The sequence below is a fragment of the Thiocapsa roseopersicina genome (assembly GCF_900106925.1).
Taxonomy (GTDB): domain Bacteria; phylum Pseudomonadota; class Gammaproteobacteria; order Chromatiales; family Chromatiaceae; genus Thiocapsa; species Thiocapsa roseopersicina.
In genome coordinates, this window is sequence record NZ_FNNZ01000021.1 from 44393 (window position 1) to 67652 (window position 23260).

At 64.3% G+C, this 23260-nt stretch carries 19 protein-coding genes; 4 read left to right on the forward strand and 15 right to left on the reverse strand.

Annotation, left to right across the window (positions count from 1 at the left end):
* Positions 1 to 135: 135 nt before the first annotated feature.
* From BLV04_RS18645 to BLV04_RS18685, 9 genes are read right to left on the reverse strand one after another with little or no spacing between them, the layout of a single operon-like run.
* Entirely contained in the window at positions 136 to 2439 is a 2304-nt protein-coding gene (locus BLV04_RS18645; RefSeq protein ID WP_093035820.1) for a proton-conducting transporter transmembrane domain-containing protein, read from the reverse strand.
* Positions 2436 to 3935 carry a proton-conducting transporter transmembrane domain-containing protein gene (locus BLV04_RS18650; RefSeq protein WP_093035823.1) on the reverse strand — a complete coding sequence of 500 codons (1500 nt, stop codon included), beginning with the start codon at positions 3933 to 3935 and terminating at the stop codon, positions 2436 to 2438. The genes BLV04_RS18645 and BLV04_RS18650 overlap by 4 nt, the downstream gene beginning before the upstream one ends.
* A complete protein-coding gene (locus BLV04_RS18655; protein WP_093035826.1) occupies positions 3932 to 5371 on the reverse strand; it encodes a complex I subunit 5 family protein in 1440 nt (479 codons plus the stop codon). The genes BLV04_RS18650 and BLV04_RS18655 overlap by 4 nt, the downstream gene beginning before the upstream one ends.
* Positions 5364 to 5657 (reverse strand): cation:proton antiporter subunit C, encoded by a 294-nt coding sequence (locus BLV04_RS18660; RefSeq protein WP_093035829.1) that lies wholly within the window; start codon positions 5655 to 5657, stop codon positions 5364 to 5366. Before BLV04_RS18660 ends, BLV04_RS18655 begins: the two co-directional genes overlap by 8 nt.
* Positions 5654 to 6337, reverse strand: coding sequence for an MnhB domain-containing protein (locus BLV04_RS18665; RefSeq protein WP_093035832.1), 684 nt, complete (start codon positions 6335 to 6337; stop codon positions 5654 to 5656). The genes BLV04_RS18660 and BLV04_RS18665 overlap by 4 nt, the downstream gene beginning before the upstream one ends.
* Positions 6334 to 6621: a Na(+)/H(+) antiporter subunit B gene (locus BLV04_RS18670; RefSeq protein ID WP_093035835.1), complete on the reverse strand. Its 288-nt coding sequence runs from the start codon at positions 6619 to 6621 to the stop codon at positions 6334 to 6336. Before BLV04_RS18670 ends, BLV04_RS18665 begins: the two co-directional genes overlap by 4 nt.
* Positions 6618 to 6914, reverse strand: coding sequence for a cation:proton antiporter (locus tag BLV04_RS18675; protein ID WP_093035838.1), 297 nt, complete (start codon positions 6912 to 6914; stop codon positions 6618 to 6620). Before BLV04_RS18675 ends, BLV04_RS18670 begins: the two co-directional genes overlap by 4 nt.
* 4 nt (positions 6915 to 6918) lie before the next feature.
* Positions 6919 to 7182: an MrpF/PhaF family protein gene (locus tag BLV04_RS18680; protein ID WP_093035841.1), complete on the reverse strand. Its 264-nt coding sequence runs from the start codon at positions 7180 to 7182 to the stop codon at positions 6919 to 6921.
* On the reverse strand, positions 7179 to 7775 hold the full coding sequence (locus tag BLV04_RS18685; protein WP_093035844.1) for a Na+/H+ antiporter subunit E: 597 nt from the start codon (positions 7773 to 7775) through the stop codon (positions 7179 to 7181). Before BLV04_RS18685 ends, BLV04_RS18680 begins: the two co-directional genes overlap by 4 nt.
* Positions 7776 to 8310: 535 nt before the next feature.
* Between BLV04_RS18685 and BLV04_RS18690 the strand changes: the two genes are divergently transcribed.
* Together BLV04_RS18690 and BLV04_RS18695 are read left to right on the forward strand one after the other, a co-directional pair.
* Positions 8311 to 9036 (forward strand): DUF502 domain-containing protein, encoded by a 726-nt coding sequence (locus BLV04_RS18690; protein ID WP_093035847.1) that lies wholly within the window; start codon positions 8311 to 8313, stop codon positions 9034 to 9036.
* Positions 9037 to 9063: 27 nt separating this feature from the next.
* Positions 9064 to 10179, forward strand: a complete 1116-nt coding sequence (locus BLV04_RS18695) for a DUF2333 family protein (RefSeq protein WP_093035850.1) — start codon at positions 9064 to 9066, stop codon at positions 10177 to 10179.
* Between the two features lie 200 nt (positions 10180 to 10379).
* Here BLV04_RS18695 and BLV04_RS18700 read toward each other — a convergent pair whose 3' ends face one another.
* The 6 genes from BLV04_RS18700 to BLV04_RS18725 all read right to left on the reverse strand — a co-directional run bounded on the left by BLV04_RS18700 (position 10380) and on the right by BLV04_RS18725 (position 17178).
* Entirely contained in the window at positions 10380 to 11699 is a 1320-nt protein-coding gene (locus BLV04_RS18700) for an FCSD flavin-binding domain-containing protein (protein WP_093035853.1), read from the reverse strand.
* Positions 11700 to 11722: 23 nt separating this feature from the next.
* Positions 11723 to 12340: a c-type cytochrome gene (locus tag BLV04_RS18705; RefSeq protein ID WP_093035856.1), complete on the reverse strand. Its 618-nt coding sequence runs from the start codon at positions 12338 to 12340 to the stop codon at positions 11723 to 11725.
* Between the two features lie 133 nt (positions 12341 to 12473).
* A complete protein-coding gene (locus tag BLV04_RS18710) occupies positions 12474 to 13424 on the reverse strand; it encodes an ankyrin repeat domain-containing protein (RefSeq protein ID WP_175534696.1) in 951 nt (316 codons plus the stop codon).
* Between the two features lie 72 nt (positions 13425 to 13496).
* The gene (locus BLV04_RS18715) at positions 13497 to 14150 is read right to left on the reverse strand and encodes a NapC/NirT family cytochrome c (RefSeq protein WP_093035862.1); all 654 of its coding nucleotides are present in this window, start codon (positions 14148 to 14150) and stop codon (positions 13497 to 13499) included.
* Positions 14151 to 14555: 405 nt separating this feature from the next.
* Positions 14556 to 15626 carry a quinolinate synthase NadA gene (gene nadA, locus BLV04_RS18720; protein WP_093035865.1) on the reverse strand — a complete coding sequence of 357 codons (1071 nt, stop codon included), beginning with the start codon at positions 15624 to 15626 and terminating at the stop codon, positions 14556 to 14558.
* Between the two features lie 25 nt (positions 15627 to 15651).
* Entirely contained in the window at positions 15652 to 17178 is a 1527-nt protein-coding gene (locus BLV04_RS18725; protein ID WP_093035868.1) for a dynamin family protein, read from the reverse strand.
* A 624-nt stretch (positions 17179 to 17802) separates the two neighbouring features.
* Between BLV04_RS18725 and BLV04_RS18730 the strand changes: the two genes are divergently transcribed.
* The gene (locus tag BLV04_RS18730; RefSeq protein WP_093035940.1) at positions 17803 to 18885 is read left to right on the forward strand and encodes an efflux RND transporter periplasmic adaptor subunit; all 1083 of its coding nucleotides are present in this window, start codon (positions 17803 to 17805) and stop codon (positions 18883 to 18885) included.
* A 95-nt stretch (positions 18886 to 18980) separates the two neighbouring features.
* On the forward strand, positions 18981 to 22808 hold the full coding sequence (locus tag BLV04_RS18735) for an efflux RND transporter permease subunit (protein WP_093035871.1): 3828 nt from the start codon (positions 18981 to 18983) through the stop codon (positions 22806 to 22808).
* Positions 22809 to 23260 lie beyond the last annotated feature (452 nt).

The window sequence follows — 23260 nt, forward strand, 5'->3', positions numbered from 1 at the left end:
CCGGGGCTGATGCCGGTGGAGGACGCTATCCGGCACGTCGTGAGCGAACATGCGAGGGCATCTCCCGAACGCATTGCGAGGCTGATCGCCCCGTGAATGGGGCTGGTCGATCGGTGCGTCGCACTCGGCTCCGGTCTAATCGGGCTCCAAGAGCCGATCGAGCAGGTCGAAGGTGATGGCGCCGGTGGGTTCGAGACCACGATCGGTTTGGAAGCGTCGGATCGCGTCGCGGGTTCTGGGGCCGAGGATCCCGTCCGCCGGGCCGGGGGCAAAGCCGAGCGCGTCGAGATGCGTCTGGATCAGGAGGACCAGAGCGTTCGATAAGGGCGGAGCTTCGAGACGTTGCGGCGTGCCGTCCACGGCGACGCATCGGACCAAGGCGACCTCGCGATCGCTCGCCGCATGACGGAAGATATAGGGCTCGTTGGGATCGCACACCGGCTCGGGAGGGTCGGGTTCGAGCGCGGGCGATTCCGCCGTTGCGACGTCGAATTCGTTCGATTCGAGTGATCGACTTGGCGCATCGAGCGCGGTGGCTCCCGGCTCGGCGGTCGGGTCGAGTGCGTCCGACTGTTCGGTCGGCGGGGTGGTTGGCTGCACGGTCAGATCGGAATCCCTGACGCCGGGCAGGGGAGCGGGCGCGATCGACGGGGCATCGGGCGATACCGGGGAGGGCGTCGTCGGCGCCATGATCGGCGTCGTGTCGTCGTGATCGACTCGGGGAAGGGACGGTCTCTGCGTCGGCACGACCAGGGACAAAACGATCAACAGCGTCATGATGCTCAGCCACAGCCCGCCCGCAAGAGGCCAAGCGGTCAGCCGGCGGTCCAGATCGGAGGGTGGACGCCGGGCGAGCTCGCTCAGGCGTTCCCGAAGTCGCGCAGTCATCGGAGCCGAGGCATTCCGATAGCCGCGGATCGACCAGCGCAGGGTCCACCGCGCACTCATCAGGAGCGGGCGGACCAGCTCGAGTAGATCGCCGGGTTTGATGCTGTCGACCAGGGTCGCCAGCGCCGCGGGCCGCCGTAAGGCGAGGACGGCGACGGGGATGGCGAGCAGACCCGCCAAGGCGATCAGCCCGACATCGGTCAGCCAGGCCGTCGGTGATCCGAGCACCAAGGGATAAAGGATCACCAAGCCGATCAGCGGAACCCAACCCAACAGTGCCCAAGTCACACGCGGTATCGCGGGTGAGGCCGACCCGCCTCCGGAGCGATCCGCGACATGAACGCGCTTCAAACTCCAAACGAACCGCACCATCATCCAGGCGGTGGCGACGGTGGTCGCAGCGACCGCGACCTGCAGCCACGCCCAATCGGAATCGACTAGGACCGGCTTGATCCCGTATTTGGCCACGGCGCCGCTGCTGAGCGGCACGGCGGCCATCGACAAGGCGAGCAGCACGAGCCCGCCGAAGACCACCCCCTGTAAGCCTGCGGATTTACGCAGACCCACGCCTAGGAAGAGACCGCCTTTGGTCAGCGCGTGATGTCCGGCGTAGAGGGCCAAGCCGATGGCGGCGACCGGAGCGATTTCGGGCGCGATGAGCATAAGTCCCAAGGTCACCGCCATGAGCCCCATCTTGCCGACACTTGAATAGGCCAGCAGAACCTTCGGGTTGGACTGCAGGATACCGATGGGGGCTGCATACAGGGCTGTCGCCAGGCCGGCAAAGACGAACAGCAGCCCCCAGCCCGGCAAGGCGACCTCGCCGACCGGAAGGAACCTCAGCCAGCCGAGCAGGGCGACCTTGATCATGGCGCCGCTGAGCACCGCACTGGCCGGAATGGGTGCGGCTGGATGGGCAAGCGGAAGCCAGACATGCAATGGAACCAGGCCGGCCTTCACCGCGAGACCGAGCACCAGGAGTGCGATCGCGAGATCGTCGAGCTCGACGAGATCCTTCGGGGTCGGCGTGATCGAGCCGGTCGTCGAGGCGATCATGACGAGTGCCGCGAACAGGGCAAGCTCCGCGCCCAGGGTCAAGACGAGATAGACCTTGCCCGCTCGCAAGGCGCTGCGGTCGCCCTCGTGGATCACCAGGCCGTAGGAGGAGAGCCCCATAAGCGCGAAACCGGCATAGAAGCTGACCAGGTCCTGACCGACGATCAGCCAGAGGTTGCCGGCCATCGCCAGCAGGAAGAAGGTGTTGAAGCGCCCGACGTGCGGCGTGCCGCGCATGCTCGCCACGGCATGGATACCGGCGGCGATCCAGAGGATCGACGTGAAGATCAGAAAGATCCGTCCGATCTCGTCGAGACCGAAACGCGCGCCGAGCAGGAGCCAGGGCAGGTCGTGCGACTCCCCGATCGGCACCAGCAAAGCCGCGACGAGCGCCGGTGCGGCCGCCGCTGCCGGGGTCCACCAGGCCAGCCGATGCGTGGCGAAGGCCGCCGCCAGAAGCGGAAGCGCGGCGACGAGCGGTAGGAGCCAGGTCATCGGCCGTACTCCCGCTCGGCGATCAGGCTCGCCCATTCAAGCGGTGTGAAGGGCGCCGCCGCGAAGAGTCCGGCGCTCAGCGCCAGCGCGGCCGTGATCACCGGCGGCCAGAGCAGGGCGCCCGCGATCTCGAATCGCCCGGGATGGCGGTGCTCCTGCGGCCACTGTTTCGGGGCGGGCCTGAACCAGGCACGGTGCAGGATGGGCAGGAAGTAGGCGGCATTCAGCAGGCTGCTGGCGATCAGGACCGCGATGACCCAGTTCGAGCCTGCATCCGCGGCGCCGAGCCCGAGATACCATTTGCTCACGAAGCCGGCGACCGGCGGGACCCCGATCATGCCGAGCGCGCCGACGGTGAAGGCGAGACTGGTCCAGGGCATGCGCCGCCCGACGCCGTCCATCTCGCTGACCTTGTTCACACCTAGGGTCTCGGCATAGTTCCCGGCGCAGAAGAAGAGCGTGATCTTCATGAGCCCTTGGTGGACCAGATGGACGACGCCGCCGATGGTCGCGATGGGTCCGAAGATCGAGGTGCCGAGCGCGATGTAGGACACCTGACTGACGGTGGAGTAGGCCAGCCGCTTTTTCAGACTGTCCTGGGTCAGGGCCATCAGCGACCCGTAAATAATGGTGACGGAGGCCAGGATGCCGAGTGCCAGGAGCAACCCGTTCGCATAGGCGAACTCCACGCCGTAGACATCGTAGACCACGCGCACGATCCCGAAGGCCCCGGCCTTCACCACTGCGACCGCGTGCAGCAGCGCACTGACCGGTGCGGGGGCGACCATCGCCTGCGGCAGCCAACCGTGCAGCGGCACCAAGGCCGCCTTCACACCGAGTCCGCCAAGCAGCACGAAGAAGATCAGGATCAACTCCACGCGGATCTCTTCGGGCGACACGCCCAGGATACCGCCCTGCGTGAACTCCACCGGGCCGACGAGCGCCTGCAGCCAGATCGCGCCGACCAGGAGCAAGGCCCCGCCCCCCATCGTATAGGCGAGATAGACCTTGGCCCCGTGGGCGGCATCGGGCGTGCCGCGGTGCGCGACCAAGGGATAGGTCGCCAAGGTCAGGATCTCGTAGAAGATCACGAAGGTGAGGAGATTTCCGGACAGTGCGATGCCGACCGTCGCCGAGACACAGACGCTGAAGAAGCCGAAGAACCGGCTGCGGTTCGGCGAATGCTCGAGGTAACCGATGGCATAGATGGTCGTCACCAACCACAGGAGCGTGGACAAGGCGACGAAGAGGACCGACAGGGCATCGGCCCTGAGCACCAGGTCCAGGCCTGGGGCGAGCGTCCAGCGGGTCTCGTAGTTCTGTCCGTCGTAGACGCCGCCGATCATCCAGATCACCAGGCCTACCTTGACCAGCGCCCCGGTCATGTTCAGTAGGGTACGCAGCCGGTGACTCTCTTCCCGCAACAGGAAGATCAGCATGCCCGGGATCATCGAGCTCAGGACGATCGCGGCCGGCAGCCAAGTGTCGAAGCTCATCCGAATGCCCCCTGCTCGAGCAAGACCCACAGCGGCTGGGCTGCGATCCCGAGCCCGAAGGTCGCGATCAGCCCGAGCAGGAGCGCCGGAAGCTCGGTGCGGGCGTCGTTGACGAAACGATAGGGTGTGGGCTCGCGATTGAAGGCGCGGCTGAGGACTCGAAAGATGTAGGCAGCCGCGAGCAGCGTGCCGACCATCATCACGATCAGCCACCACCAGAGCCCCAGGATCATCGCCTGCTCTAGCATCACCCACTTTGCCAGAAAGGTCCCGCTCGGCGGCAGACCGATGAGGGCGACACCGGCCAGACCAATCGCGAAGGTGGCTGCGGGCAGTGCCTGCGCGGCACCGCCGAGGTCGTCGATCCGGTCGTGACCGGCGGTCTTTTGCACCATCCCGGCCGCGAGGAAGAATCCGGCCTTGGCAAAGCCGTGGGTCAGGGCAAGCAAGACGACGGCGGCCAGCAGATTGTCCCGGGCCAGGCCGGGCGGGGTCGCGGCCAGCAAGGGGAAGGCGATGAAGAGATAGCCCATCTGGGCGACGGTCGAATAGGCCGCAAGGAGCTTGAGCCGCTCGGCGCGCAGCGCACGCCAAGACCCCCAGACGACCGCTGCGGCGCCGAGAATGCCGAGCAGATTCGCCGCGGCCTCGTTGAGCACCGGCGCGAAGACGTCGAGCCAGAGCCGTAGGGCCAGATAGAAGGCCGCCTTTACCACTAGGGCGGACAAGGCGGCACTGACCGGTGCCGGGGCGTTGGCATGCGCGGGCGGGAGCCAGAAGTGCATCGGGAAGAGGGCGGCCTTGAGGATCAGTCCGCCGATCATCAGGGTCATGGCAGTCCAAGCAACAGGTCCGGGCTCGATCGCCTCGGCGACCAGGCCGATATCCAGTACGCCGTAGGCGGCGTAGATGAGCGCGACGCCGAGCAGATAGCTCATGGAGCCAAGCAGGCCCACCAAGAGGTAACGCAGATTCGCGGCGACCGCTTCGCGCGTCCCGGTGAGTGCGCCCAAGGCCGCGGCGGAGATGCCGAGGAGTTCCAGCGTCACGTAGAGGTTGAACAGATCGGCTGCGAGGAAGAGTCCGTTCAAGGCGCTCCACAGCAGCAACCAGAGGGGCCAGAAGTGCCGCGCGCTCTCCTGCTTGAAGTAGCCCCCGGCATAGACGCTGACGGCGAGGGCGACCACATTGGCCATCGCCAGGAAGGCCGCCGAGAGCCCGTCGGCCTCCAAGGCGATGCCGAGCGGGACGCCCCAGCCGCCGAGATCGGCCCTCAGGACGCCGTCGCTCCAGACCGCCGCCGTCACCGAAAGGGCGCTTGCGGCCGTGAGCACGGCGGCCATGAGGCCCAGGCCGCGCGCATGCAGGGGCGAGACGGTGACCGCAAATGCGCCGATCAGGGGCAGTGTGACCGCCAGGGGCAGTGCGTCAATCATCATCCTGATCCAATCGCTTGCCGAACGCCAAGGCGAGTGCCGTGGCGCTGACGGCAACCACGATCCCGGTTAGGACCAAGGCGTGCGGGACCGGATCCGGCGGGGTGTCGATGCCGCGATAACCGATGGCGACCAGGATATGGAAGACACCGGCCCCCATCAGGTTGATCGCGATCAGCTTGCGCAGCAGCGGCCCATGCACGAGAAACGACCAGAGACCGAGGAGTACCAGCAGGATCCCGGATCCGCCGTAGAGGAGCTGGGCGTAGAGGACCTGACCGGTCATGTCGTCTCCCCGCTCGTCGGGTGCGCGGTGGGACGGCCGCCCAAGTAGGCCGCCGCCAGGGTTGCCCCGATGGCGAGGGTCGCGGCCGTCTCGATGAGCAGGATGAGCCATTTCGCGAGGCCCGGGGGGTAGGTCAGAAAGCCGTCGCCCGCGACCATGAGCAGCAGACCCGTCATGGCGCAGACGAAGACCCCGAGCGCAACGAGGATGCGCAGTCGGCCTTCGGACGGAAGCCCGGCGTTGCGATGTCCGGCGAGCGCGAGCATGACGCCGGCCGAGCCCAGGAGGGCGCCGGCCTGAAAGGCGCCGCCCGGCGCATAGGCGCCGACCCACAGCATGTAGCCGGCCGAGAGGATCAAAAGGGGCACAAACCCCGCGACCATGCCGTCTAGGACGCTCGCCGCCGGTTGAAAGCCGGTGTCGGCCGCCCCGAGGGACCAGATGCCGAGCAGTGCGGCCAAGAGCACCGCAAACTCTAAGAGGGTATCGTAGGCGCGGAAGTTCAGCAGGACCGAGGTCACCGGGTTGGACACGCCGCTGTCGGGCACGCGCGCCAGGGCGACGGCGGCGAGACGCTCGCCCGTATCGCCCGTCACCGCCAGGAAGAAGGACCAGCCGAGCAGGCCGCCGACGGCGATCAGCCCGATTGGAATGATGATGTGCTCCAGAGGCCGAATCACGGCGCGTCCTCCGTGTCGCTCTCCTCGGCCGGAGAGGTCTTGCGACCCGAGGCCCGTCGGGCCGCGGCGAGCATCAAGGCGCCGCTGAGGCCGGCCCCGATCGCGGCCTCCGCAAGGGCTAAATCGGGCGCCCGAAGCCTCGCCCAAACCAGCGCGAGCAGCAGTCCGAATGCGATGAAGAGGATCACCGCCCGCCGCGGCTCGCGACTCGTGACGGTGACGAGGGCGAGGCCGAGCAGGGTCAAGGTCAGCAGCAGATCGAAGACGGTGAGAAGGGCACTCATAGGACGTCCTCGCCGTCGCCGCGCAGCGCACGTTTGGCGATGAGGTGTGCGCCCGTCGCGCCCGCGATCACCACGAGCAGCCAGACCAAGACGAGCTTGAGGCCGTAGAAGAGGTCGGGTACGAGCGGCATCAGCCCGAGCACGATGAATCCCAGACCGACATTGTCGGCCTTGGTCAGTGCGTGGAGCCGACTGAAGCGGTCGGGTAGACGGATCAGGCCGACCGTCCCGGCGATGAAAAAGAATGCGCCGACCACGAGGAAGGCACCGGAGAGGAGCGCTACCGGATCCATCGAATCAGTCTCCGTCGTTCGCGAGGCGCCGCCGAGTGAAGGCCGTGACGGCGACGGCCGCGAGTAGCGAGAAGATCAGCGCTACATCGATCAGCGCCGGGACGGCGAGCACCGGGGCGAGGAGCAAGATGACGCCGATCCCGGAGGTCCCCATCAGCTGCGCGGCCATCATGCGATCCGACGGGGACGGACCGATGGCGACGCGGATCAGTCCGGCGGCGATGCCGGCCATCAACACCAGCGCGATGCTCAAGAGAAATGCGCTCATGGGCGACCCTCCGGATGGCTCGGTGTCTCGCGCGCCGACGTCTCGTCCGCCGGGGAACGGCCCGCAGTAGTCCGGGCAATTGTCCGGTCCGAAGCGGGTGGGAGCGATTCGCCGAACAGGGCGGCGACGCGCCGCTCGAGCGTCGTCAGACCTTCCACGACGTCCGTGCGGACGTCGAGCGCGTGCACCGTCACCAAATCCCCGCGTAGATCGGCGCTCAGCGTTCCGGGCAAGAGGCTAATGCTGTCGATGAAGACCAACCGCGCTTCGGGGCTCCTCAGGCTGACACGATATTCCTGATTTCCCGGCTGAACTCGCAACCTCGGAAGCAGCACACGCGCAGCGACGTCGAGCCCGCCTCGCAGCGACTCGACAAGAAAATAAGGTATGAAGCCGGCCAAGCTCGACACCGAAAGGTTCCGTTCCCGCGGCTTGGACAGTCTCAGACTCGCCAGCGTCGCCGCGACGACGAAAGGTCCGCCGATGATCCACGACGCTGCATCCGGCCCGACCAGGATCAACCAGACGAGCGCGAAGCCGATTGCCCGTAGCGTGGCGGCTCGAGGATGTGCGAAGACGGGATGTCGATACATAGATCTAGGCTCTGGATCTCTGTGTCCGGTTGTCGACGCTCGGCCCACGACCTGCAGTCGGGTGTCGAAGCTCCCCGACCGGGCCGGAGTGACGGTTGAAAGGCGCTCTTGCATCGGCGAGAGACGAGGGTGGGGCGTCGTCGGCATCACTCCAATGGGGATCGAGGCAAATTCCGTGCAGAGATGAAAAAACGAAGGAAAACGCTTAAAAAGACGAATTGTTAATGGCGACACCGCCAGTATTTACGAACGATCGGTAGGAGGTCGAGGACAAACGTCTTAGACTGTAGGGGATCGGCATCCGACATCGGGTCTGCGCCGCCGCGCGGTGACCCGGCGCGGTACGAGCGGTTGATCGCTCTCGGATCCCTTGGTCTGCGATGCGCGCGGAGGATGGGTCGGACGACCGGATATCAATGATTTCAAGCTGGTTTAAACGGAAAAGCCCCCATTATTTCCGCTGCAATCGGATCTCCAAAGGGGGCCGCCAGTCAAACCCGCCACGACCGTACGGCAGCGAAGCCTCAGGAAATCGATGACCCATTTTCGGAGAAATCTACTCACCGGGGTGGTGACCGTGATCCCCCTCATGGTGACCTCCTTTGTTTTCTTGTTTTTTCTGGACCTGCTCTCGGGGATCGGACGACCCAAGGTGATTATCCTTGCCAATGCCGTGCGACCGCTGTCGCCGGACATGGCCCGCTGGATCTTGGAAGTGCCCTGGCTGTCCTCGGCGCTCGCAATCATGCTGACGCTTTTGATGTTGTATCTACTGGGATGGGCGGTGACTCATCTGATCGGGCGGAAGGTCTTCTCCAGTGTCGAGGACTGGCTCAAGCGTATCCCGCTCGTCACCACGGTTTATGGAGCGACGAAGAGGCTCGTCGAGGCATTTCGGAGCGACGGGGTCGAGAAGGCGCAAAAGGTCGTGTTGATCGAGTTTCCTCACAGCGAGATGAAGGCTGTCGGCTTTCATACGCACACCATGATCGACCGAGAGAGCGGCATCGAGCTGGCGGCGGTGTATGTCCCGACCGCACCGAACCCGACCGGGGGCTATCTCGAGATTGTGCCAAAGGATCGACTGATTCCACAGGACTGGTCGGTCGACGAGGCCATGACTTTCGTCATTTCGGGCGGCACGACGGCGCCGGACACCATCCGCTTCACGCGTCCGGGTGCGAGCCGGGGCGTTGCGCCGGGGGCGGCGACATCTGTTTCCTTTGCGGCCGAGGGCCTCTTGTCTCCGCCGGTCCACTGAATTCACCACAACCTACAGGAGTCTTTCATGAACGAAAAACCGGCAATGGCGCCGCTGGGTCCGGATACGCGCAGTGATCACGGGCCGAGCTCAAACAAGGTCGATCAGCCGAAACCGTCGGAAATCGGTTCGAGCATTCGGACGGGGTCGCGCCCCTCCGCGCTGCGCATCGTGGGGATCGGGCTTGCCCTCTACGCCGTCTTGGTGCTTGCACTCGGCATCGTCTGGTCGCGCCAGCCACCTGTCTTCGACGTTGCAGCTCTCCAGGCGGAAGTGCTGGCGGGCTCCGGCGGCAAGCCTGTGCCGGGGACGGCGGTCGTGGCCGCGGCGATCGGCGTTGCGGAGACCCTCCTGGATAAGAGCGGCGGCTTTCTCTACAACGACCTGACCCCGCCGGGCCTGTATCTGGACAATATGCCGAGCTGGGAGTACGGCGCGCTCAAGGAGCTTCGCGATTCGGTGCATGCGCTTCGCAACGATTTCAGCCGCTCCCAGACTCAGTCCATCGAGAATGACCATGCGAAGCGTGCCGACGTGAAGTTCGCGATCGATGCCTCCTCTTGGCTCCTTCCGTCGGCCGAGGATGAATATCGTCAAGCCATCGATGCTTTGCGCCTCTTCATTCGCGATCTCTCCACCGGTGAAGACCGAAGCGCGCGTTTCTACGCCCGCGCGGATAATCTCGCGTCCTATCTCGCGATCGTCGAAAAACGACTCGGCAGCCTTGCGCTGCGCTTGAGTGCGAGCGTGGGGGATCACGAGCTGACCGCCGCCTTGGTGCAGAACGTCGATGAAAAGGATGCGGTGGACGAGGTGCGGATCGACTCGGGTGGATCGGCCACGTCCTGGCACCTGGTCGACGACACCTACTACGAGGCCCGCGGCTACACTTGGGCCTTGTTGCACATGATGCGGGCGATCTCCATCGACTTTGCGGAGATTCTGGCGTCCAAGAACGCGGACGTCTCGATTCAGCAGATCATTCGCGACCTCGAAGGGGCGAGCAAGCCGATGGCCAGCCCGATCGTGCTCAACGGGCATGGCTACGGCTTCCTGGCCAATCACTCGCTGGTGATGGCGTCCTATATATCGCGTGCCAATGCGGCGGTGCTGGATCTACGGATCTTGATGCAGCAGGGCTGAACCGCGTCCTGTACAAACAGACGATGTTGTCGCTCGGCTCGGCGTTGCGTGAATCAAGCGGCGTCTGAGCCGACGCGGTTCAGGAAGGGACAAGCCAAAAAAAGGGGCCTTTCGGCCCCTTTACAATCTGGTCGGATGCGATGCCCAATTAGATTCCCGCTTGGGATACCATCGGCAGCGCACGCGGCCTTCTTTGGTCGTCAGCCGAAGGAATCTCCGACGATGTTCTTGTACCAACTGTAGGCGTACTGAACCTCGCGAGCCAGCGCCCAATCCGGGGCATCGGCAGGGGTGACGCCGCCGGCGCTGACTTCCGTGCCGTCCGGTCCAGTGAACTTGACGTCCTCGATGGCGCTGCCGTCGGCCGACAAGCGATAGACGCCCGCGACCGAGATTCCGTAGTCGGTGCCGACGATCGAGTAGCAGGTGTTGACGTAGGAGGGCGTCCCGGGCTCTTCACCCTTGAGCATCGCGACCACCGCGGCCGCGGCGACCTTCGCCTGACTGTTGGCGGCATAGGCCGACTTGGGCATGGCGCCCGCGATACAGGCATCCCCGATCACATGCACGCCGCTCTGCAGCTTCGACTCGAAGGATCTGGGGTCGACAGGGCACCAGCCGCTGTCGTCCGCAAGTCCGGAGGTCTGCGCGATCTCGCCGGCGCGCTGGGGCGGTATGATGTTGATGACGGCGGCCTTGATCTCGTCGCCAAAACCGGTCTCGACCGTCATGTCGTCGACGTTCACCGAAGCCACGGCGGCATCCGGACCGGGCCGCCATTCGATCAGCGCATTGTCCGTCCCGAAGCCGTAGAGCCGTTCCCACGCCTTGGTGAAGAGACCTTGTTTGGAGAATGCCTGCTTGGCATCGAGGATAATGACCTTCGACTTGGGCTTGCTGGCCTTGAAATAATGGGCGATCTGACTGGCACGCTCGTACGGCCCGGGCGGGCAGCGGAAGGGATTGGCCGGCGCTGAGATGACGACCACGCCGCCGTCTTCCATGTCCTCGAGCTGCTTGCGCAGGATCATGGTCTGCTCGCCCGCCTTCCAGGCATGCGGCAGCTTCTGAGCGGCTTCTTCGCTGTAGCCTTCGACCTTGTCGTACAGGAGTTGGATACCCGGCGCGACGATGCAGCGGTCGAAACCGAATTCAGTTCCGCCGGCGGTCTTGACGACCTTCTTCTCGGCATCGATGCCCGTCGCCGTGTCATGCACGACGTTGATCCCGTGCGCCTTGAGCCCTTCGTACCCGACCTTCAGCGAATCCAGAGTACGCTCGCCGCCGAGCACCTCGTTGCTCAGATAGCAGGTGATGTATTCCTTGTTGGGCTCGATGACCGTCACGTCGATGCTCGAATCGGCCATCTTGATGTACTTGGCCGCTGTCGCTCCACCGGTCCCTCCGCCGACGATCACGACCTTTTGCGTCGCGCCGAAGGCGAGGTGCGGTGCACCGACCAGACCGACCGCAGTCGCGGCACCGGCAACCTTTACGAAATCACGTCTGTTGATCTTCATTCCGTTTTCTCCTCCGGTGGCGTTTACTGCTGGCTTGCGTAGAAAGCAAACACGGCGGCGAGACCCGCGTCTCCGTCTTTCTCGAGAAGGTCATCCAGCTTGCTTCTCATCTTCTTGGGGATCTCGCGACGATCCTCCCGGAAGTCCGACATGGTGAATTCGAGATAGGGCGTCCACTGGCCGGCGAGGAGGTAGAAATCCTCGGCGTCTTCACCGGTTTCCGGATCCCGCAACGGGATGCCGCCTTCGGCATGGCAGTTCTCGCAATATTTCTCGTGCAGCTTCGCACCCTGGTCTACCAGTGCCTTGTCGTAATCCTGCTGAGCCGGCTTGAACTCTTGGGTGTTGAAGAATTCGGCCATCTTCTCGAATTCCTCGTCCGTATATCCCTTGGCGATCCGGCCCATGATGGTCGAATAGATGTCGCCGCTCTTGTAACCCTGCATCATGTCGACGAAGACAACCCGGTTGATCCCGGCGATGATGGGCGATGCGGGACCGGCACTTTGACCGAGGGTGCCGTGACAACCGGCGCAGGTATTGGCGAGCATCGACGCGGTGGCGTCGGCATTGGCTCCCGAGGACAGGCCGAGCGCGAGTGCGCCGGCAACTAGGGCCAATCTTGGTGATATCGTGGCCATGCTTCCTCCAAATGGTCGTTAGGTGGTGTCGGTAACGCGCGGCGCTCGATGCCGCGATGCAGAAAGGGCGTCCTTGTTGCGTCCCTCGGTGCATTCGGTGTCGCCCCCGGGCCGCGTCGGTCGGGTGACGGCCTCAGGGGCTGCTCGGTCGCTGCGCCAAGAGCGCGGCGGCTTCTTGATTGCCTCGTTGTTTCGCCAGGTCTGCGGCGGTGAGTCCATCGCTGTTGGTCAAGGCGGGATCGGCGCGATAGCTCAACAGGAGTCGAATCAGCTCCGCGTGGTCCGTGACGACCGCTTCCATCAAGGCGGTGGTGCCGTCCTCGTCCTGAAGGTTCGGATCGGCGCCGCGCTCGAGCAGGAGCCGGGCGGCGTCCGGATGGTCTTGGCTGATGGCCAGGATCAGCGGCGTTGCGCCGAGTCCGTCGCGGGCATCGACGTCGGCACCTGCGTCGAGCAGGGCCTTCACCACGTGCCAGTGTCCCGCGTCCGCGGCGATCAGAAGCGCCGTCTCTCCCTCGCGGTCCCTCGATTCGAGCTCCGCTCCGGCTTCGATCAAGAGGTCGACGACCTCGACCTGCCCGTGCGCGGCGGCCAACATGAGCCCTGTTCGCCCGTCCCCGTCGGATGCCTTGGGGTCGGCGCCGCGAAACAGCAGCTGCTCGGCCATGTCCGCGATCCCGTAGCGCGAGGCGATCATCAAGGGATCCCAGCCGCTGCGGGTTCGGTCGTGTACGTTGGCGCCGCGCTCGATCAAGACGGCGGTGATGGCGATATTGCCGTGTTCCGCGGCAAAGGTGAGCGGCGTGCAGCTCGCAACGGTGCGGGCATTGACGTTGGCTCCTCGCGTCAGGAGCAGGGCAACCGTTTCGAGGTCGTCGGATTCCACGGCGATCATCAGGGCCGTTTTGCCGAACTCGTTCGCGCTATCGACCGGGACCCCTTCGTCGAGCAATGCGGCGACGGTCTCGGTGTCGCCTATCATGGCGGCGAGGCGCAGCTCCTTGCCGAGATCGGGGCTCACCGGTTCGGCCGCCTGTACGTCGTTGAACAGCAACGCGGCGACGAGCAGCAGAAGTGAACTCATCGCACGTCGATGTCGCTTCGGAAGCTGGATGACACTCATGACCGACCTCGGCGTGTTCGCTGCATGGCTCGCTCAGGCGGCGTCCGGATCTGCGGGCTCGGTCGTGCCGCCTTCGCCACGAGTCGCTTCGGATGCCGCTTGGGTGTCTGTTGCAGACGCTTTCGGGGGCTCGGCGGGCGGCGGCTCTTCCGGCTCATCGGGGAGATGATGGGCGATCCCCTTGTGACAGTCGATACAGGTCTGGCCGCGATCCTCGGCCGCGCCATGTCGGCTGCGTGCGGAGCGGCTCTGGGCCGACAGATCCATATCGGAGAATTCGTGACAGCTCCTGCATGTTCGCGAGTCGTTCGCCTTCATCCTGTCCCAAACACGGTTGGCCATCACCCAACGCTGAGCCTCGAACTTCTCCGGGGTATCGATCGTGCCGATCAACTCGTGGTAGACATCCTTGGCCGCCATGACCTTTGCATGGAGTTTCGGGAAAAATTCACGTGGCACATGACAGTCCGAGCAGGTCGCTCGAACACCGGAGGCGTTCTTATAATGAACCGACTCCTGATATTCGGCGTAGGGGACCTGTAGGCTGTGGCAGGAGACACAGAGCTCCATGCGGTTCGAATAGGCCAGACCGCCGGACATTGCGCCGGCAAATCCGATCCCCGCCAGAAACACCAGTGCCAAGACGACAAGCGACGTCCTGCGCGTGGATTTGCGGGCTTCAGACATAGACATCCTCTTTACGGCGACGACTGGGGGACGTCGTTGGCCGTCGCGGCTTTTATTCGTGTGGGCGCCGGACAGGCGTTTATTCTTTGACGATTCGCAATCGATGGTACGGCATCCGCACCGTGCTTGCCAAGGTGGGCAAGCTTACGCTTATCGGTCATGGGTTCGAGGAGACCGGCCGGTGCGGGGGCCGGAACAAGCGGATTGATCGGGTCTTAAACCGCGCCCAGCGCGGTGTGCGATGTTTTCGGATGGGATCGGCCGGGGCAGACTTGACGACCGTTGGGGGCTGCGCGGTTTAAGATATTAAAAAATAGATCATTTTAGACCGCATCGCCGCTAAGGGTCGTAGATGCACCAAACGTCGAGCTCACTCGAAAATGAGCATCGCGCTCCGGACGCGGTTTAGTCGGCGTCGCGTCGTGCTCCGATCCCGCGTTCGCGCGCGAATTCGAGCATACGGCGAATCGGCACCAGCGCTCGTCTGCCGAGTGCCGGATCGATCAAGATCTCCTGGTCGCCCTTGAGCAGGACCTGCTCCAGATTCTGCAATGCGTTCATGGCCATCCATGGGCAGTGTGCGCAGCTTTCACAGGTCGCGCCTTCGCCGGCCGTCGGGGCCGGGATCAGGGTCTTGCCCGGTGCGAGCTGGTGCATCTTCCAGAAGATCCCGGCGTCTGTCGCGACGATGAACTCCCGGTTCGGCATCTCGACTACAGCCTTGATGAGCTGCGTGGTCGAGCCGACCACGTCGGCCTGATCGACGACCTCGTCCGGGGATTCGGGGTGCACCAGCACCGCCGCCTCGGGATGGAGCTTGCGTAAGCGCTCCAGCGCGAACGACTTGAACTCTTCGTGAACCACGCAGGCGCCGTCCCAGAGCAGCATGTCCGCTCCGGTCATGCGTTGGACATAGTGGCCCAGATGCTTGTCGGGCGCCCAAAGGATCTTGCGGCCCTGCTCGGCAAGATGGGCGACGACGGGCAGGGCGATGCTGGAGGTGACGACCCAATCGGAGCGAGCCTTCACCGCGGCACTGGTGTTGGCATAGACCACGACGGTGTGATCGGGATGGTCATCGCAGAAGGCGCCGAAGGCGTCGGCCGGGCAGCCTTCGTCGAGCGAGCAGGTGGCGCGAAGATCCGGCATCAGGATCCGCTTCTCGGGATTGAGGATCTTCGCCGTCTCGCCCATAAAGCGAACGCCGCAGACCACCAGCGTCTGCGCACTGCTGGCGGCGCCGAAGCGGGCCATTTCCAAAGAGTCCGAGACACAGCCGCCGGTCTCCTCGGCGAGCTCCTGAAGATCGGCATCCGTGTAGTAGTGGGCGACCAGGACTGCATCCTGCGCCTCGAGCAGGGCCTTGATCCGGTCCGTGAGCGCGGTCCTCTCGGGCGTGCTCAGAGCCGGCCATTGCGGGTGCGGCGGGACCTCGATGGCGGGTCGCGATGCTTGCTCGGGTGTTCGGATGCTCATCGTGTCACCAGTGTTCGCGGTTCGATCAAGCCGCGGAGCGCTCCTTCTTGCCGAGGACGGCCGCCGGATCGTCCGGGAGGCGCACGGCGTGCGCCTTGTGCGGCGAATCCTTCAGGCCCTTGGGGTTGGTATAGCGCTCGTTGAGCGTCTGTACGAAATTCTCGCAGTTCTGAAGCACCTCGTTGATCTGCGCACGGGCCTTGCCGCTCCAGCCGATCGGCCGGCCGATGATGACCGGGCGATAGAAACGTGTGTTCTTCCTGAAGGCAGACATCAGATTTCCCGGCGGGTTCTTGCGTGCAACCTGCTTTCTCAGCCAGGGCTCGACACTCATCGCGGCCAATTTGCGGACCGTGAAATGGGTGCCGACGGCAAGAACAATCAGCATCCCGATCAAGGCATCGCGGCCCCACGGGATCTGGCTCGTCAACACCTCCAGCCAGGCAGGCTCATAGGAGAGCCCGACCCAATGGCCCGCGCCGATGCTCCAATAGAGAAACAACACACCGACAAGCGCGATGAGTGCAGCGTTGACGAGCAGGGTGCGGGTGCGCCAGCGCCGCACGGCGCTTTGCAGAAGGGGCACGGCCTCGTGGCCGAAGGCGTTGGCGGTCTCGCGCAAGGCCGCGATGATGCGGTAGGCGCGCTCGATCTCCACGCGCTCCATGCGCAGGAAGATCTCGCCGAGGTCTTCGTCGCGCTTCTTCTCGAAGCGCCGACGCTTGTGCTCGTCCGGGATGCTGTTGGCGGCGTCCGGATTGTAGATGGTATAGAAGCGGCCCGCGGTCAGGCCGGCCTCGCCGATCGCGCGCAGCCAGGCCGCGACCACGTCCTCCGGGTTGTCCTCGTTGGCTGCGGTGTCGAGCTGATTGAGGATGTAGAGGAACTTGCCCGAATCGGCGCGGTGGATGGTGTCCTTTACCAAGTGCTTGAGGGTGTCGCGCATGGCACCCGGCTCGGGATGACGCGCGTCGAAAAAGACCAAGACGAGGTCGGACAGACCGATCATGTGATCGCTGATGCGCAGGATCGCCGTGCGCTGGGCGTCGGCGTCGAAGCCGGGCGAGTCGATCAGGATCTTGCCGCGCAGACGTTCGCTGCAGCAGGTCTTGAGCTGCAGATAGGCATCGATGCGTTTGCCTTCCCCGCCGGCGACCTGCTCGATGTCGTGCGACATCTGATAAAAGGGAAAGCGCGGATCCGAGTCGAGCGAGACTCCCGGAAGCGAATGACTGACCTTCTCCGGACTGTAGACGATGACTGTGAAGCGATCGTCGACGGCCTGATTGCCGGTGCGTTGCAGCTTCTGGCCGAGAAAATAATTGATGAAGGTCGATTTTCCCGCCGAGAAGGTGCCCAAGATCGAAATCAGCGGCCACCAGGGGATCTGGGTCGCGAACGACTGATTGGTGTCGAGCAGACCCGTCCCGTAAGCCACGCGGTCGATCGCCCGGAAGCTCTGCACGGCACTGAGCAGGACCGGGTTCTCTTGCTCCAGATGAGACTCCAGCTCCTGCATGCGCTGTTGAACGGCCTCGGCGGTAGACGGCATAGGGTCAGCTCCTCGATCTGGATCACAACGGTTCGCTTAAGGGGTAATGCAAAGACGGCAAGGCAATCGGAACAACGGCGTCCGAGGCGCTCGACGTGATTGCCGGCAGGCTAAAACGGTCACATCTGCCGAACCGATCCGGCCCCGACCGCAGTGGCGCATGATGTTACACTGAAGTTCGGCGAGATGGATAGCCGGTCACGGGCTAGGGTTAATCGGATTGGAACCGGCTCGCGAGCACGGCGACGGCGGCATTGCTTGGCGGCCTCGAACGCCTCGCTGCCGCGTGCGTTGCGTAGAGCCGGCGTTCGTCGGCTTGAATGTCGAGCGTTGTCGAAGGCATACTGCGGCACTGCGCCGTCCGGAGAATGAAAAGACAACGCGGCACTGAGCAGGCCAAAGGCGCCCGGGCTCGGATGCTGCGGATCCGCAACGGATGAGCGCCGGACCCACGAGGCTGTCCGGTGTCCACGGCAGGTCCGAACGCCATAGCGCCAATCGGACGTGCGACAAAAAACCCAGCGTTTGGTGTGCGATCCGATGTCAATACAGTTTCGAACCGCCCGTTTTGCGTGCACGCTCGCCGTTGCCGCTGTCGTCTCGTCGGGCCCGGTCCAGGCCCAGATGCAGGCCGAAATCGGCGAGACCTTCGTCGTTCAGCAGGCGCAGGGCGCACCCACCGTCTCCTTGGGCGGCAGTGTGGTCCCTTATAAGGAGGTGACGCTTGCCGCGCAGCTGCCGGGGCGCATCACCTTCATCGCCGGCCGCGAGGGCGACACCTTCAAGGAGAAGGATCTACTCGTGGCGATCGGCGACGAGGAGCTGCTCGCGAATCGACGCGCACTGCTCGCGCAGATGGCGAGCGCCGATGCCCAACTGCGCAATGCAGGCGTTCAATACTCCAGAGAGATCTACTCGCCGCAGTCGCGTTCCGCGATGGGCGGGATGGGGCTGCCGAATCTGTTCGATCAGATGTTCACGGGACCGGCCGAGAGCTTCGTCGGGGAGCGTGATCGCACCGCCGAGCGCTCGGCCGATCTCTTCGCCTCGGGGATTCAGATTCAGGAGGCGCAGAACGCCATGATGCGACTCCAGGCGGAGCTTCAGGCACTCGACTCGAAGATTCGCGATGCCCGCAGCATCGCGCCTTTCGACGGGGTGATCGTGCGCAAACTCGTCGAGGTCGGCGACACCATCCAGCCCGGGCAACCCATGCTCAACTACGCCGACGTGGAATACCTTCAGGTCGAGGTCGATGTCCCGGCGCGCCTGCGTCCGGGCCTACGCGACGGGATGATGGTCCAAGCCGAGCTTGACCCGGACAACCGGCGCGTACCTGTCCGGGTGGCGCAGATCTTCCCGATGGCCGATCCGCAGCGTCACACCGTCAAGATCAAGTTCGATCTCCCGCAGGGCGTATCCGAGCCCGGGATGTACGCCAAGGTGCTGGTGCCGGACCTGAACGCGCCGGCGCGTGCCAATCCGGTCATCCCGAGCAGCGCGGTGCGCTACAACGGCAGTTTGCCCGGCGTCTATGTCTTGAGCGAGCGGGGCGAGCCTCAGCTGCGCTTGATCCGCGTCGGCGAGGAGCTGCCCGGCGGGATGGTGACCATTCTGAGCGGGCTTCGTGCCGGCGAGAGTGTCCTCACGAATCCCGGTCCCCGCGTCACGGCCGGTTGGGCGAGCGGCACACCCGCGGATCGCTGACAACCGCTCCCTTTAGCCCCGGCGATCGCCCCGCGATCGCCTGTGCAATCCATGTCGCAGCGATGCGGCGCAGGCCCGGTTAATCTGGATTCGACATGAGCCAAGACGTCACATCTCCTCCGCAGGATCGCAAGGATCCCGCGTACGACGAGGACAGCCTCGGAATCGCCGGGCGGACAGCCCGATTCTTCATCCGCTCCCCGCTCTCGCCCCTCTTCTATGTCGCCATGCTGTTGATGGGCCTTCTCGGTCTTGTCATGACGCCGCGCCAGGAGGATCCGCAGATCTCGGTGCCCATGATCGACATCATGGTGCAGTATCCGGGCGCCTCGGCCCAGCAGGTCGCCAATATGGCGATGCAGCCGCTCGAGCGGATGATGAGCGAAATCCCCGGGGTCAAGCATGTCTATTCCGCGTCTCAGCGCGGCCAAGGCATCGTGACCGTCGAGTTCGTGGTCGGGGAGAAGATGGGCCCCTCGTTGCTCAAGGTGAACGACAAGGTCGCCTCGAACATGGATAAGATCCCGCCCGGGGTCATGCCGCCGTTGATCAAGACCAAGGGGATCGACGACGTTCCGATCGTCACGCTCACGCTTTGGTCCAGAGATCTCGACAGCGACGGGATTCCCGATGTGGACGACGGTCAGTTGCGTCTGCTCGCGCAGGACGTACTGCAGGCGGTCAAACAGGTCAAGGATACCGGCAACGCCTTCATCGTCGGTGGGCGTCGCGAGGTCGTGACCGTCGATGTCCTCCCCGAGCGCCTTTCCGGATATCAGATCAGTCTGGATCAGGTCGCCCAAACGCTCGTCGGCGCCAACGCCGAGCAGGTCGCAGGCGGCCTCGAGGCGAGCGGGGCACGTTTCTCGGTCACCACCGGGGCCTTCTTGACGGGTGTGGAGGACGTCAATCGTCTGGTGGTCGGCACATTCAACAACCTGCCGATCTATATCCACGACGTCGCGCGCGTGATCCAGGGTCCCGAAGACGCCTCCGAGCTGGTCGCCTTCTACACGGGGCCGGCATCCGAGATCGAGGATGCCGCGGATGGCCGCCCGGCGGTGACCATCGCGGTCGCCAAGAAGGAGTTGACCAACGGCGTGACTGTGGCGAACGCCATCATGGAGCGCGTCGAGGAGCTCAAGGGCTCGCGCATCCCGGCCAACGTCGAGGTCAGCATCACGCGCAACTACGGGCAGTCCGCCGACCAAAAGGTCTCGGAGCTGATCGGCAAGCTGATCAAGGCGACCATGTTCGTGGTTATCCTGGTCCTGCTGGCCTTCCGCGCGGTGCGTCCGGCCATCGTCGTCATGCTGGTCATCCCGGTCGTGCTCTTCATGACGGTCTTCGTGGCCTGGGTGACCAACTACACGATCGACCGGGTGAGCCTGTTTGCGTTGATCTTCTCGATCGGGATCCTGGTCGACGACGCCATCGTGGTCATCGAGAACATCTATCGGCGCTGGCTCGAAGAGGGACGCACCGACGAAGACACGGCCATCGACGCGGTGCGCGAGGTCGGCAACCCGACCATCCTGGCGACATTCACCGTCATCGCGGCTTTGCTGCCGATGGGGTTCGTCAGCGGCATGATGGGCCCCTACATGGCGCCGATCCCGGTGTTGGGCTCGGTGGCGATGTTCATCTCGCTGTTCGCGGCCTTCGTCTTCACGCCCTATTTCGCGATCTCCAAATGGCTACGGCCCTCGATGAAGTATCTCGCGGCGGCGGAGAAGCGCGAGCACAAGGAGGCCGAGGGTCTCGAAAAGCTCTATCGACGGATCCTGACACCGCTGATCGAGAACCACGGCAAGCGCTTGGCCTTCAAGCTTGCGCTCTGGGGCACCTTCCTTGTCACCCTGTCGTTCTTCTACTTCAATCTGGTGGCAGTCAAGATGTTGCCGCTGGACAACAAGCCCGAATTTTCGGTCGTGCTCGATATGCCCGAGGGAACGGCGCTGCCGGTGACGGCGAACCTTGCGCATCGCATGGCCGACAAGCTGCGCAGCATGCCCGAGGTCACGGCTATTCAGCTCTATGCCGGGACCGCTCGACCCTTCGACTTCAACGGGATGGTGCGCCACTATTACCTGCGGTCCGATCCCTGGCAGGGCGAGCTTCAGGTCCAGTTGACCGACAAGCACGATCGGGATCGAAGCAGTCACGAGATCGCCGTCGAGGCGCGCGAGCTGCTCGGTAAGATGGTCGAGGGCACCGGGGCAGCACTTGCGGTGGTGGAAATGCCGCCAGGTCCGCCGGTGCTGCAGTCGGTCGTCGCGGAGGTCTACGGGCCCACGCCCGAGCTGAGGCGGCAGTTCGCACGCGACCTCACCGATATCTTCGGAAAGGCCGAGAGCACACGAGATGTCGACAACTATCTGAGAGGTGCCTTCGACTATTGGCGCTTCAACGTCGATACCGAAAAGGCGGTGCGGCGCGGGATCTCGGTCGACACCATCAACCGCAATCTCGCAATGGCCCTCGGTGGGTCTCCGATCGGCGACATCAAGCCCCAAGCGGGGCGCCAGATGGGCCATGAGCCGGTGCAGATCGTGCTGCAGGTGCCCCTGGCCGAGCGCTCCCAGGTCGATCGCCTCGGTGATCTTCCGATCCAGTCGAATCAGGGATACACGGTACCGCTGCGCGAGCTCGGCGAGTTCCAGTTGACGCCTGAAGAGGACATCATCTATCACAAAGACTTGCGTCCGGTCGAGTACGTGGTGGCCGATGTCGGCGGGCGGCTCGCAGCGCCCGTGTACGCGATGTTCCAGGTCGAGCGTATCCTCAATCAGCAGGACTACACGGCACCGGACGGAACCAAGCCGCAAGGCGGCGAGGAAATGGACGACGCCATCTTCTGGCTCGACGCGCCGCCCGACAGCAGTCGCTTGGCCTGGACCTGGGCGGGCGAGTGGACCGTCACCTACGAGACCTTCCGCGATATGGGCGCCGCCTTCGGCGTTGCGCTGATCCTGATCTATATCCTGGTGGTCTGGGAGTTCGGCAACTTCCGCATCCCGCTCGTCATCATGGCGCCGATCCCGCTCACCTTGCTCGGCATCATCCCGGCGCACGCGATCATGTTCAGCCTCGGTCTCGGCGGGGAGTTCACGGCGACCTCGATGATCGGTTGGATCGCGCTGGCCGGAATCATCGTGCGAAACTCGATCTTGCTGGTGGATTTCGCGATCCACGAGATCCAGAAGGGTGTTCCGGTCGCCGAGGCGATGATCCGCTCCTGCAAGATTCGCACGCGCCCGATCGTGATCACGGCCTTGGCCTTGGTCGCGGGCTCGAGCGTCATCATCACCGATCCGATCTTCCAAGGTATGGCGATCTCGCTTCTGTCCGGCGTGCTGGTCTCGACCGTTCTGACCCTGATCGTCATCCCGCTCGGCTGCGTCGCCGCAGGCGACGACATGTGTCGGGTGGCTCTCGCGACGGCCCCGCCCGGAACCAGCCTCCCGTGCCTGACGGATGCCGCGCCGCTGAAGACACCGCGCAAGGGCTCCGGCGGTGGTGTCAGCCGGTTTTTCGGTAAGGTCGTAGAGTTCTTCATCCTTGTGCTCTATGCGCTGCGCGGGATCTTCTTGCTGCTCTTCGACGCGGCGAAGAGCGCGCTCAAGCCCAAACCGGCTCGCAAGCCGGTCGCTCGACGCCCCGTGGCGGCGACAGCGGCCGCCGATACGTCCGTGGAGAAGGAAGCGTCGTCCGCCAAAGGCGAGAGCGCCGCATTGGAGCCTGCTCGGACCATCACCAAGAAGAGCGCGACGACGGCGTCGGAAACAAAACCGACGACGCGCAAGACGGCAGCGCAGAAGACCGCAGCGGCGGACACCTCGAGTCAGCCGGTTCAGAAGAAGGCACCTCGGCGCGGTATTCGCTTGAAGATCGACGACGAGAACGACACGGGCGATCGTTAGTGTATCGGCGACGACCCGCGTCTTTCTTACGAACGGACGCGGGGCCGGGTTCGGACCTCGACAGAGCGCGATGCGTGCAGCACCGGCGATGCCTCGGGTCCATCGCGAGACCTGGCGCGGTGCAGAGGACATCACCTGACAACGGATTAAAGGTCGCGCTATGACGCCTTTCTCGATCGTCGCCGGGCTGCTGCTTGGTTTGGTCTCCGCAACGGCGCATCAGGGGGCATTCGCGGCGGAGTCTTGGAGGCAGGCTCGACAACCGACATGGGGCGACGAACCGGTTTATTCCGATGGATACGAGATGCAGCGGTCGGAGTTTGATAGCGGCTCGCACGATCCTTACGAGTACAGAGACGATGATTTGCGCCGCAACGATGATAGGACCTGGACAGGATCCGGGTACGCCGGCTACGACATCGCTCCGGGGGCGGGCAGTGAGCTCGACGGAT

Coding starts and splice junctions, on each gene's coding strand:
- BLV04_RS18645 (WP_093035820.1), bottom strand. CDS start 2,439: ATGACCTGGCTCCTACCGCTCGTCGCCGCGCTTCCGCTTCTGGCGGCG.
- BLV04_RS18650 (WP_093035823.1), bottom strand. CDS start 3,935: ATGAGCTTCGACACTTGGCTGCCGGCCGCGATCGTCCTGAGCTCGATG.
- BLV04_RS18655 (WP_093035826.1), bottom strand. CDS start 5,371: ATGATTGACGCACTGCCCCTGGCGGTCACACTGCCCCTGATCGGCGCA.
- BLV04_RS18660 (WP_093035829.1), bottom strand. CDS start 5,657: ATGACCGGTCAGGTCCTCTACGCCCAGCTCCTCTACGGCGGATCCGGG.
- BLV04_RS18670 (WP_093035835.1), bottom strand. CDS start 6,621: ATGAGTGCCCTTCTCACCGTCTTCGATCTGCTGCTGACCTTGACCCTG.
- BLV04_RS18675 (WP_093035838.1), bottom strand. CDS start 6,914: ATGGATCCGGTAGCGCTCCTCTCCGGTGCCTTCCTCGTGGTCGGCGCA.
- BLV04_RS18680 (WP_093035841.1), bottom strand. CDS start 7,182: ATGAGCGCATTTCTCTTGAGCATCGCGCTGGTGTTGATGGCCGGCATC.
- BLV04_RS18685 (WP_093035844.1), bottom strand. CDS start 7,775: ATGTATCGACATCCCGTCTTCGCACATCCTCGAGCCGCCACGCTACGG.
- BLV04_RS18690 (WP_093035847.1), top strand. CDS start 8,311: ATGACCCATTTTCGGAGAAATCTACTCACCGGGGTGGTGACCGTGATC.
- BLV04_RS18695 (WP_093035850.1), top strand. CDS start 9,064: ATGAACGAAAAACCGGCAATGGCGCCGCTGGGTCCGGATACGCGCAGT.
- BLV04_RS18700 (WP_093035853.1), bottom strand. CDS start 11,699: ATGAAGATCAACAGACGTGATTTCGTAAAGGTTGCCGGTGCCGCGACT.
- BLV04_RS18705 (WP_093035856.1), bottom strand. CDS start 12,340: ATGGCCACGATATCACCAAGATTGGCCCTAGTTGCCGGCGCACTCGCG.
- BLV04_RS18710 (WP_175534696.1), bottom strand. CDS start 13,424: ATGAGTTCACTTCTGCTGCTCGTCGCCGCGTTGCTGTTCAACGACGTA.
- BLV04_RS18715 (WP_093035862.1), bottom strand. CDS start 14,150: ATGTCTGAAGCCCGCAAATCCACGCGCAGGACGTCGCTTGTCGTCTTG.
- nadA (WP_093035865.1), bottom strand. CDS start 15,626: ATGAGCATCCGAACACCCGAGCAAGCATCGCGACCCGCCATCGAGGTC.
- BLV04_RS18725 (WP_093035868.1), bottom strand. CDS start 17,178: ATGCCGTCTACCGCCGAGGCCGTTCAACAGCGCATGCAGGAGCTGGAG.
- BLV04_RS18730 (WP_093035940.1), top strand. CDS start 17,803: ATGCAGGCCGAAATCGGCGAGACCTTCGTCGTTCAGCAGGCGCAGGGC.
- BLV04_RS18735 (WP_093035871.1), top strand. CDS start 18,981: ATGAGCCAAGACGTCACATCTCCTCCGCAGGATCGCAAGGATCCCGCG.